This window comes from Spiroplasma sp. Moj, from assembly GCF_016082285.1.
GTDB classification, from domain to species: Bacteria; Bacillota_I; Bacilli_A; order Mycoplasmatales; family Mycoplasmataceae; genus Spiroplasma; species Spiroplasma phoeniceum.
This window is the reverse complement of sequence record NZ_MQTY02000027.1, coordinates 39-11,824: the sequence shown is the minus strand read 5'-3', so window position 1 is coordinate 11,824 and position 11,786 is coordinate 39. Positions and strand designations below refer to the sequence as shown.

At 27.6% G+C, this 11,786-nt stretch carries 10 protein-coding genes and 1 pseudogene; 9 read left to right on the top strand and 2 right to left on the bottom strand.

Annotated features, from left to right (window positions below):
* A pseudogene (locus BST80_RS02205) lies at positions 1-190 on the bottom strand (hypothetical protein); the annotation flags it as partial.
* Between the two features lie 114 nt (positions 191-304).
* Positions 305-886 (bottom strand): peptide deformylase, encoded by a 582-nt coding sequence (gene def / locus BST80_RS02200; protein WP_415745761.1) that lies wholly within the window; start codon positions 884-886, stop codon positions 305-307.
* A gap of 67 nt (positions 887-953) precedes the next feature.
* Here def and rsmD point away from each other — a divergent pair, with 67 nt between their 5' ends.
* The 9 genes from rsmD (at position 954) to BST80_RS02155 (ending at position 11,474) form a co-directional block, all read left to right on the top strand.
* Positions 954-1,550 (top strand): 16S rRNA (guanine(966)-N(2))-methyltransferase RsmD, encoded by a 597-nt coding sequence (gene rsmD, locus BST80_RS02195; RefSeq protein WP_415745762.1) that lies wholly within the window; start codon positions 954-956, stop codon positions 1,548-1,550.
* A 1-nt stretch (position 1,551) separates the two neighbouring features.
* Positions 1,552-2,127 (top strand): guanylate kinase, encoded by a 576-nt coding sequence (gmk, locus tag BST80_RS02190; RefSeq protein WP_415745760.1) that lies wholly within the window; start codon positions 1,552-1,554, stop codon positions 2,125-2,127.
* A 17-nt stretch (positions 2,128-2,144) separates the two neighbouring features.
* Positions 2,145-3,416, top strand: a complete 1,272-nt coding sequence (rsmB, locus tag BST80_RS02185) for a 16S rRNA (cytosine(967)-C(5))-methyltransferase RsmB (RefSeq protein ID WP_415745759.1) — start codon at positions 2,145-2,147, stop codon at positions 3,414-3,416.
* A 53-nt stretch (positions 3,417-3,469) separates the two neighbouring features.
* Positions 3,470-5,158 carry an arginine--tRNA ligase gene (gene argS, locus BST80_RS02180; protein ID WP_415745758.1) on the top strand — a complete coding sequence of 563 codons (1,689 nt, stop codon included), beginning with the start codon at positions 3,470-3,472 and terminating at the stop codon, positions 5,156-5,158.
* A 47-nt stretch (positions 5,159-5,205) separates the two neighbouring features.
* The gene (locus tag BST80_RS02175; protein WP_415745757.1) at positions 5,206-6,720 is read left to right on the top strand and encodes a hypothetical protein; all 1,515 of its coding nucleotides are present in this window, start codon (positions 5,206-5,208) and stop codon (positions 6,718-6,720) included.
* A gap of 72 nt (positions 6,721-6,792) precedes the next feature.
* A complete protein-coding gene (locus BST80_RS02170; protein WP_415745756.1) occupies positions 6,793-8,154 on the top strand; it encodes a BMP family ABC transporter substrate-binding protein in 1,362 nt (453 codons plus the stop codon).
* A 69-nt stretch (positions 8,155-8,223) separates the two neighbouring features.
* Positions 8,224-8,484 (top strand): hypothetical protein, encoded by a 261-nt coding sequence (locus BST80_RS02165; RefSeq protein WP_415745755.1) that lies wholly within the window; start codon positions 8,224-8,226, stop codon positions 8,482-8,484.
* Positions 8,485-8,537: 53 nt separating this feature from the next.
* On the top strand, positions 8,538-10,250 hold the full coding sequence (locus BST80_RS02160) for an MSC_0882 family membrane protein (protein WP_415745754.1): 1,713 nt from the start codon (positions 8,538-8,540) through the stop codon (positions 10,248-10,250).
* Positions 10,251-10,514: 264 nt separating this feature from the next.
* On the top strand, positions 10,515-11,474 hold the full coding sequence (locus BST80_RS02155) for a hypothetical protein (RefSeq protein WP_415745753.1): 960 nt from the start codon (positions 10,515-10,517) through the stop codon (positions 11,472-11,474).
* Positions 11,475-11,786 lie beyond the last annotated feature (312 nt).

Genomic DNA, 11,786 nt, shown 5'->3' with positions numbered 1-11,786 from the left:
TTAGTGAATTTTCATATAAATAGTATTTCTGACATAAATTAAAATAATTAATGACATTTTGATAAATATAATTTATTTCTTTTGTAAGTTTTTGTTGTAAATATCATTTTTTTATTTTTCGTTGTAATGAATATAATTCATTTTCAGTTGGAATGCTTGTTACCATATACTTTTTCATTTTAATCTCCATTCTAATTTAAAGACTAAATCAGTGGTCTAAAATGTATATGGTTTTCACATAAAATAAGAAAATATAATTAGTATTTAAAACTAAATAAAAACTGGTAATACCAGTTTTTATTTTTTATAAAATAATTCAATCACTTTTTTTTGTTCAAGGTGCTTTTTTATTAATTAAATCATAATATAATTTACCTTCTAAATGTGCTTGTTCATGTTGAAAAACAATTGCTTCATAACTATGGGCAGTAATTGTTACTTGTTGTTGTTTTAAATAATCATAACCTTCAATAATAATTCGAAAACTACGAGGGACAAAACCTTCTTTATCACCATTAACGCTTAAACAACCTTCGCCTTCTTCTATACAAGCTATTTGTTCACTTTTTCCAATAATTTTAGGATTAATCATTGCATGTTCAATTATTTTTTTATCTCCTGTTTCGTCATCTGTCTCTTCAATTCGAATATAATACATTTTAAGATTATGTCCAATTTGAGGAGCGGCTAAACCAACAGCTGGTCTAATTGTATGACCACTATTTTTTTGCGGATCTTGGGAATATCTTACAAAATCAATTAATTTTTGCATTACAAGTTCATTTTCAGGTGCTAATGGTAAAGAGACATCAATTGATGGTTGTCGAATTGACGGTGTATCATCAAATACTAGTCAGTCTTTAGTTGGTATTTCATTTTGCAACACTAAAAATCACCTCTTAAAAAATTATAACATATTCAGCAATTATTAAAGAAAATTCTAAAGTTTTAGTATAATAAAAAAAAGAAAGAAAAGGGTTAAGAAGATGCGCGTAATTAGTGGAAAATATAAGGGTTATAAAATTAAAACATTAGATGGAATGAATACTCGGCCAATGACGGCACGTGTTAAAGAAGATACATTTAATATTTTAGATAATTATTTTATTTATGAAAATAAAATTGGATTAGATATTTTTGCTGGAAGTGGTCAATTAGGAATTGAAGGGTTATCACGGGGGTTACAACAATGTTATTTTAATGATTCGCACCAAGGTGCCTCCAAAATTATTGAAACTAATTTAAATAACTTAAAAATAAATAATGCAAAAGTATTAAATTATGATTATAAAGTTTTATTAAATTGAATGATACAACAGAAAGTATTAATTGATATTTTATTTTTAGACCCACCTTTTAAGCAAATTGAGTATTATTATGATATTATTACTATAATATTGAATAACAATATTATCAATAACTATGGAATAATAGTTTGTGAATCAAATCAAATGTTGTCATTTGATCAATTTAATTTAGTTATGTTACGTTGTAAAACATATAAAAAAAAGTATTTGTATATATTAAGATTAGAAAAAGGAGAACGTTAATGTGCAGAAAGAGGGTTTTTTAATTATTTTTTCTGGCCCATCAGGAGTCGGGAAAGGGACAATATGTCAAGAACTTTTTAAATATGAAGAGTTGAATTTGGCTTATTCAGTTTCAATGACAACAAGAACAAAAAGGCAGGATGAAGTTGAAGGGGTAAATTATTTTTTTGTTGACCGACCAACATTTGAAGCTGCAATTAAAAATGATGAATTATTAGAATATGCTGATTTTGTCGGTAATTATTATGGTACGCCAAAATCATATTGTATTGAACAAATTAATAATGGAAAAAATGTTTTATTAGAAATTGAAGTACAAGGTGCAACACAAGTGTTACAGAAAGTAACTGATGCAGTTTCAATTTTTTTAATTCCACCAAGTTTAGAGGAATTAGAAAAACGAATTCGAGGCCGAAAAAGTGAACCCGAAGAAGTATTACAAGCACGATTAGCAAAAGCAGCTGATGAACTTCCATTGCAAAGTAATTATAATTATGTTGTGGTAAATAACACTGTAGAACAAGCAGTTGCAGAAATTAAAACAATTTTAGAACAAGAAATTGCTAATCGTTCGTAAGTTTAAAGGATTAAAAAATGCAAGCAAGAGAAATAGCATGAAATATCTTATGAAAAATTTTTGCAAAAAACAAGTTTAGTAATCATTTATTATCAAATATTGTAGAACAAAATGATGATTTTACTGACCAAGATAAAACTTTAATTTATCGAATTGTTTATGGTACTTTAAAAAATAAATTGTATTTAGAATATATTGCTAATCAATTTATTGAATCCAAAAAAACTAATCAAAAATTACAAGTTTTATTATGAATGAGTATTTATCAATTTCGTTTTTTAGATCGTATCCCTAATTATGCAATTGTTAATGAAGCTGTTAATATTAGTAAAAATCTAAATCCAAAGTATGCTGGTTTTATTAATGCTACGTTAAAAAAGATTTTTGTCAGTAAAGATGAGATTTTTGAAATTAATATTGCTGATGAAACAAAAAAATTAAGTATTAAATATAGTTTTCCATCATCATTATATTTAATTCTTCGTAATGAATATAGTGAAGATATTGCTCAGCAAGTAATGGTTGATAGTTTAACAATTCCAAAACTTTTATTTCGCGTTAATACCCTAAAAATTAGTCGAGATGAATTATTAGCTCAATATTCAAATTATAATTTAACAAAAAGTTTAGTATCTTCTGTAGGTGTAATTGCCGATAAACCAGTTGTTAATTCAGAAATGTTTAAAAAAGGTTTAATTTTTATTCAAGATGAAATGAGTATGCGCATTGCAGAAGTATTAAATCCGCAAGAAACTGATCGCGTGTTAGACATGTGCAGTGCACCGGGTGGTAAAACAACACATTTAAGTCAAATCATGAACAACAAAGGGATTATTGATGCATATGATATTAGTGAAAAGAAGATTAATTTAATTAAAATGAATGCTAGTCGATTAGGAATTACGAATATTTATCCACATTTATTAGATGCTAGAAAAATTAATCCTGAAATTCAATATGATAAAATTCTTTGTGATGCCCCCTGCAGTGGTTTAGGGGTAATTAAGCGAAAACCAGAAATTAAATATCATACTTTGACTAATCAAAAATTAGCAAATTTAGTTGAGATTCAAGAACAATTATTAGATAAAGCTTATCAATTGTTAAAACCAGGTGGAATTTTGGTTTATTCTACTTGTACTTTTGGAGGATATGAAAATACTGTTCAAATCCGCAATTTTTTAGCAAAACATCCGGATTTAAAAATTATTGCAACAGAACAAATTTTTGGTTATGAAAATAATACTGATGGATTTTATTATTGTAAAATTAGAAAAAAAGATAAGTAATTATAAAAACTATGTAAAATATATATAAATAAAAGAAGAAAGGAACCACAATTATGAATACGAATGTTAAATTAATTGAAAATCTGTTAGAAGAGTACTTAAAGGCAAATAATTTAACAACACCTAATTTAACAACACCAGTGATGGTTGAAAAACCACGTCAAGAAGGATTTGGTCATTTATCAACCAATTTGGCTTTGTTACTAGCAAAAAAATTAAAAAAGGCACCAAATAAAATTGCTGAAGAAATTATTGCTTTTATTGAAAAAAATAATAAATCATATTTTAAAAAAATTGAAATTGCTGGTGCGGGATTTATTAATTTTACCTTAGCTGATGATCAGTTACATCAAGTTATTAATGAGGTTTTAAAACGAGAAGAAAAATATGGATATTCAGCTCCAAAGAATTTTACTTATAATTTAGAAATTGTTTCAGCTAATCCAACGGGATTTTTACATATTGGTCATGCTCGGAATGGTGCCATTGGTGATAGTGTTGCTCGCATTTTGCGAGCAGCTGGTTATCATGTTCAAACTGAATATTATGTTAATGATGCTGGTAATCAAATAAATACTTTAGCAGTGACGGTTTTTGTTAGTTATTTAAATTTATTGGGTAAAAAAACTGAATTACCTCCTGATGCATATCGTGGCGATATGTATGCTGATGTTGCACAATATTTTGTTGACAATTATCAAGATAAATTTATTAATTTAACTTTTGATAAGGATTATAAAATTAGTGATCCAGAGGTACATGAAATGTTTCGCAAAAAATCAGTTGATTTATTTTTAGATATTATTAAAAAGCAATTAAAATTATTTCGAGTTGATATTGAATATTATTCTTCTGAAGCTGCAATGTACGAGGGAGGAAAAATTGATGCAACATTAGCCCAATATGCTAAATTGGGAAAAACTTATGAACAAGATGGTGCACTATGATTAAAAACAACCGACTTTGGTGATGATAAAGATCGTGTTTTAGTTAAATCAAATGGTGATTTAACTTATATTACTCCTGATTTAGCATCACATAATGAACGTTTAATGCGAAGCAAAGCAGATAAATTGGTTAATTTTTGAGGTGGTGATCATCACGGTTATATTGTACGAATGTTAGCGGGGTTACAGTTATTAGGGTATAAAAAAGACATTTTAGATATTGATATGATTCAAATGGTACTGTTAATTAAAGGTGGTGCTGAATATAAAATGAGTAAACGAAAAGGGACAGCAGTTTGATTAATTGACTTAATTGAAGAAATTGGAGTTGACCCAATTCGTTATATGTTAGCTTCAAAAAGTGCTCAAAGTCATATGGACTTAGATATTGGTATTTTAAAAGAGCATTCTTCAAAAAACCCTGTTTATTATGCACAATATGCAACAGCGCGTTGTAATAGCGTGCTAAAACAAGCCAAAATGAGCAAAATTAATATTACGGATGTTAAAACCTTTGAATTATTAACGTCACAAAAAGAATTAGACCTTTTAAATGAGATTGATTTATTTAATCGTTGCATTGAAGGAGCAGCAAAATTACGTCAACCACATCTTGTCTGTGATTATGTGCAATCTGTTGCGCGGCAATTCCATTCATATTATAATGAATCAAAAGTTATTAATTTAGATAACTTAGAATTAACAAAACAGCGTTTAGTATTTATTAAAGTAATTTATCAAGTTTTATCAAATGCCTTTAATTTATTAGGGGTTAATGTTATTGAACAAATGTAATTATTTAGGTTATGTTATAATCTATAAGACAGAAAGATGGTGCAGGTGTGTTACAAAATAATTGAGATGTTTTTTTATTTAATCCATTAATGTTATTATTGTTATTTGTTTTTTACATATTAATTTTAATAAAAAACATTAAAATTAAACATACTAGTCAGAAGGCATTCTTTATTCAAACGTTTTTATATTGATTTGCATTATCATCAATTATTGGTGATAATTTTGAGTTCCGTGATTTATTCTTTGCCGCATCAATTAATAATATGGAAGGAATTGCCATTATTGCAGCAACTTCCCTTTCTCTTTATGCTTTTTTAGCGATGATTCCTTATGTATTTTTACATAAGGTTTTTTCTCGTATTGGTTGACATTTTTTTCAATATACAATGTTTGGAATATCAATGCTTGGAATTTTTATTTTAATTGTTTATCCTTCCGCACCAACATTAATTAACGCGGCAATTTTTCTTGGTTTTGGAATTATTACAAAGGCTAGTTATTTTTTATCATATAATGAAGCATATGGTCGTAAGTTTTTTCCATTTAAAACAATTAGTTTAGTAGCGCCATTAATGACATTTGCGCTTATTTTTGGTAGTGAGTTTAATAATATTGTTATTACAGCAGGAAGTAATTTAACTAATCAGTTGCAAATAGGAATTATTGGAATTGGTGCAATAATTGCTATTGCGGGTGCAACCATTTTATATGCTTTATTTTCACATAAAGAATTTACATCAACATCATTTACGATTGAACAGCAAAAAATATTTGAACCATTTAAATGGTGAAAAGTATTAATTATCTTTTTTATGGTAATTTTAATTATTATTTTAAAAGAAGTGTCTCAATCAAATATTTATCTTTGATTGTTAGGCCAACGCACATGAGAAAAATACCATGATGTTTGAAAAGTCAACCAATTTGTGTGTTTAAATGAACAATTATTCCTAATTCCACAATTTTTTGGTGCTTATTTAGCTTGTCATTTACTGTATAATAAAATTGGTGTTAAATATTGCTTTGGGTTAGGGTTATTACTATGATTTATTTTCTTTAGTATTACTGCATTTAATCATTCGCCAGAAGCTTACTTAGCATTGCAAGTTATTAATGGATTAGCTTTTGCTATGTGTTTTAATATTATGTTTGCAATGACTTGTGAATGAAAATATCGTTCACCAACAAATAAACCGATTGTAGCACAATTTCAATTATTATGATTTGGATTAGAATTCATTATTAAATTTGTTGATGATGTGATGCGTTATAAAAAGGTTGGTATATTTAAAGAATATGTTTATGGTCAACAATATATTCCCCGTGATAGTTTTGCGATTCAAATTGATAATATTACAACAATTATTTCAACAATTTGTGCCACAATTGTTTTACTTTTATTGTTAATATTTTATTATACTTCAGACATAATTTTAGCTGAATATCGTAATCATTTACGTTTATTAGTTCCGAAAGTTAATCTATTATTACGCGAAAGTTTTATTAGTCGTGTTAAATCAAATATTAATTCTGAAACAAATAACAAGAAAAAAACTTAAATAAAATAATTGTTGTTTTAATAAAAGAATATTTTTAGTATTTTTTTTAAATTATGGTTAAAGGAGATTAGAATGAAAAAAATAATTAAGATTTTAATGGCACTACAAATTGGCACTACTTCTGCTAGTTTTTTAACATCTTGTGTTAAAAAATACCAATATATGTATGATATTTGGGTAATTACTAGTGGTGGGTCAATTAATGATAAATCTTATATTCAATCAGCGTGAGAAGGAGCAAGCAAATATATCGTGTCACAATTTACCCAAGTTTCATCAATGACACAATGACGAGATAGTCCATTGCGAGCTAGCTATTTTGAACCAAATGGTATTATACCAGGTGAATTTAAAGCAGCTTATATTACAGCTAGTATTGCTGGGGCAAAAACGCTAATTTTACCTGGTTTTAGTCATGCCAACACCATTGGTTGAGCAGCAAACTTAGTGGATAATGTTATTTTTATTGATGGTAGTGGTCAGAATGTTCATAAAAATATGGACCCAGACGGTCCATTAGCTGATAATATTGTCGGAATTTTATTTCAAAAAGAAATTGCTGGTTTTTTAGCGGGTCTTGTTACAACAATATGACTTAATTTGCATCAAACAGAATTTCAACAACAGTTAAATATTGCAACTTATGGAGGAATGGATAATCCAGTTGGTGTTTCAAATTATTTATGAGGATTTTTATTATCAGCGGATGTGTTTAATGAAATTATTAAGAACGATGTTAGATATCCTAATTTACATCAATTGATGACAGATATTTTAGCAATAATTAAAAACATAAACCCCAAAATTAATAATTTATTACCAATAAGAAAAGTTCAAGAAGTATTAAATGACAATGAGTCATGGTTTTCACAATCATTTAATCAAGGAGAAGGAAAAGTGATTTCTGATTATTTAATTACTAAAAAAGCAAGTATTATTTTTCCTGTTGCAGGACCACAAACCCAAGATACAATTGACCGAATTAAATATAATAAAACGAAAACAAAAGTTGTTGGAGTTGATACAGCACAATCTCAAATATATGGTGATGAATATATTATTACTAGTGGGTTATTAAATATTACACAAGCAACAGAAGATGCTTTATCTAATATCTATTCAACAACTTGTAGTTATAATAATGTAACTAAACAATGAGATAATAAGCAACTTGATTCTTGTTGAATTAATACTGACCAATCTTCAAAAACAAATTCAAATTGATTAGGGATTGAAAAAACAAAATGGATTAATGATAGTATTATTAATTATATTAATAACGATGCAAAGATTACTAAATTAACAACAACAATTGGGATGATTTATGATCAAATTAAACAAGAGCACTTTACTGATACATTAAAGTTAACTTATCAAAAACAAAATAAAGTAAAAACTAAATTATTAGAGACATTAGAAAAGGGTTTAGGATAAAAATAATATATTTTTTTGCATAAATTTTAAAAAGTATAGTATAATACTCATAGATAGTGTGGTGTTTATATGGAGGGCTTCTTGACAACAAGCATAACAATCTTAGATTTAGACATTCCAGTAATCGGGTTAATTGGTTTTCTACTAGGATTTGCAGCGCTATTATTATTTGTTTATTTTATTATTACTTTTTCTTTATTTCGAAGTAAAAAAAGCAGTAGTAATTGAACGAATATTGTAAAATTAAAACAAGAAACTAGTTTTAAGGAAAACATTGAGTGTTTTGAACAAGAAATTATGCTAGCTAAAAAAATGGGTGATAAAAACTAGCAGTTTCTTTTTTAATACAATGTTATTCACATTTAGGGCAGGTGAAACAAAGCATGAGTTTTTTTAATACGGTTAAATCGTTTATGGTGAAAGATAAACAACATGAGCAACCACCAATGCAATCAGAAAATCGTTTTGGTGATAATTTTAATCCTGAATTAAGAAACCAAAATAATGTTGATTTTAGTCAAAATCAACCCTATCCAAATGGAATGCCTCAAAATCATCTTTCATCAAATCAATACTTTCGTCCAAATGAAGCATATAAACAAAACCAATTAAATAATATGGAAATGTTATATCAAAATAATAATACAATTCGTCCAGCACGAATGAACTTAAGTAACCAATATAATTATTATGCTAATAATCATGACCGCCAGTATCTTGAAGAAGACCGTGAGGTAATGAATGTAAATGCTTCACAAATGCCACCTGATTATGTTGAGCCATATTATAATCATGATGCGGCGCAAAATTATTCGCGTCCAGTTCATCAACAAATTTTTCCACGCCGAATTCAGCAGCATGTAACAAGTTCTAATTATGATCAATATTGGTCAGGACAACAAAATCAAGGGCTATATGACAATGCTGAATTTATGGGATATCAGAACCACCGTGATGGTTATGTTAACGATGATAATATCTATGCAAATCAATATCGTCCTCCTTATCAATCACGTGTTGCATCACCGTATCATCAATCACAAGTTAATGAACAATTTAATCGTTCAGAATTAGCTTATGATAGCAAAGGCGCCTATCGTGGTGCAAATTCAGCACAATATTTTGATGATAATCAAATGATGACAAATTCAATGCCAGTGCCACCATCGTATTATCAAAATGGTCATTTTACTCCATCAGCGCAATTTGACCCACCAGCTTTAACAAACAGTAGGGAAAATAATCGTTATGCTTATCAACCACAGTTATCAGAAAAACAACGTCGTCGTCGTTTTAATAAGGAATATGCTAACTGTTTAATTCCTTTAGAAATTGCTCGTGAGATTCGTTCGGAAAAAGTTCGTACCTTAATTATGATTATTATTGGTTTTCTTGGCACAATGATGACAAGTTTATTTATTGCTTTATATTTTATTTCTCATCAACAAGAATTAGAAGCAATTATGGGAATTAAAGCGAAATATATTCCTCATCCATTTTTGACAATTACTTTTTTGTTAATTTCTCTAGGATTATTGTTTGCTGGTATTTTTGATTTATCACGAGTTCGAATTGAAACAAATAGTTATCTTTCTAATTTAACACGGGGTAATCATACTATTCCGCATTTCTTAATTGATAATTATAAAAAAATGACTGTTCGTAGTATTGTTTTAAATTGATTAGCATTTCCGACTTATTTCTTTGGTGGAATTATTTTAGGAATTTTATACGGTTTTCAACAACATTCAGGTGAAGAGTTTCGGTTTGGTTTTTGAAGTTTAGGCATTGTTGATGATTTAACAGTAGCCATTACAATTACAATTATTATTTTAATCGTAACATTAGGCGTTCATATTGCGAATATTGTTTTAACAAAAAAAAGAAAAGCAAATATTATTGGTTATTATGGATATGAAATTGTTCATCCAGAAGAATTATCAGCTTTAAAGAAAAAAACAAATCGTATTTGTTTAGTAATTTTTATTATTTTCTTAATTATTTTAACACTAGTAATTTCAATTCCATGATTAATTGCTCGTCGTCGTAAACGAAACGGTGATGCATTACTTGGTCGTTGGTTTAACCGAAATTAAATATTGTTTTAAAAATAATTGATAATGTTTTTCTTAATCAAAAGATAAATAATAATTGTTATTGTTTATTATTAAATTATAATGTTAGGAGAAACATTTTTTATATGAAAATAGCATTACATTTTAATAATATGATTTCTTAATCTCTTTTATTTGCAAGATAAATTCTATCTTGCAAATAATTTGTTAAGGGCATGAATGTGCTTTTTTTATTCAATATAATAATAAGTAATAAGTATCTTATTGGAAGAAGGTGGCATATTGATGAAACGGTTATTAACCATTTTTAGTGCTTTTGTGTTAGGCAGTGGTAGTGTGTTTAGGGTGGCTAGTTGTACCGCGCGAGGAAAGCATGAAGGTGATGAAAAAGATGAATTAGATCATAATCAAGATATTGGTATTTTAAATGATATAAAAAAGGAAGTAAAGCAAACTTTTGAAGCGTGGTGGGATACAAAGGCAACAATTGATATTAATGATTATCCGGATCAAATACCATTTGTTGCAGAGTTAGTTGATGAGTTAAAAAAAGAGAATGATGGTTTGACATTGACGGATGAAAGAATTAGTAAATATCGTTTTTTAACACAGTTGCTTACTGGTTTTAAAGTAGAGTTTGCTAATTTGAATCAAAGTTTACGATATCGCTATTCAAATTATTATGTTGATACAATGCCGTTGTTTTTAGATGAGGATAATATTTTATTTACTTTGTATAATATTAATTTTGATAACATCGGGAGGTTATTAAAAGATACTCCACAAGAGGTATTGGGAATTACAGTGCAAGTTAATATTGATTATGAAGTGAGATTTAAAGGATTGCCAGCGAGAGATAAGATTAATGCTCTAGTAGTTATAACTAATGATTTAGATGTTTTAAGTAAGCTTCAGGATAATATTGAGGAGTATTTTACTATGTTTGTTAATAAAGTTTTAAAAGATCAAAAATTTCAAATTAGAGTGAGAAAATATAGTTATGAATGAAATCCTAGCAAGATAATTTGACTCATTGTTAGGGAGGCTTTAAAGAATGAAAATATTTTATTTTTTGGTAGTAATTTATCCGATTATAAAAATAGTTTTTTTATGAATTTAGATTCTATGTTCTTTAAAAAGGATTCTGTTTTAGCATGAGCCGGCAAGGGATATGACCCAATGAAATTAACACCAGAAAATTTGTTAAATTTTTATAAAGAAACATATATTAGACTTCTTGCATAACCTAGTTATTTTAAAATTCCTATAAAATATATTTNAAATANANNTTATAGGAATTTTAAAATAANTAGGTTATGCAANAAGTCNNNTAATAATTCTCATTTTTGAAACTAGTCTATTATGTTGTTTTTGTGNTTTATTTAAAGGTTTTTTCTTTGTTTTCTTTGTAGGTATTAGAACATTATTGTGAATTTTTTGTATTCCTTACTAACCACTTTCGTATTATCAACGGGGTGGGGTTTTTTCTTTTTTTGGGCGTTGGATTGGAGTTTCGGTAGCATCAATAATAATTGTTTTATCAATAAAATAATCATT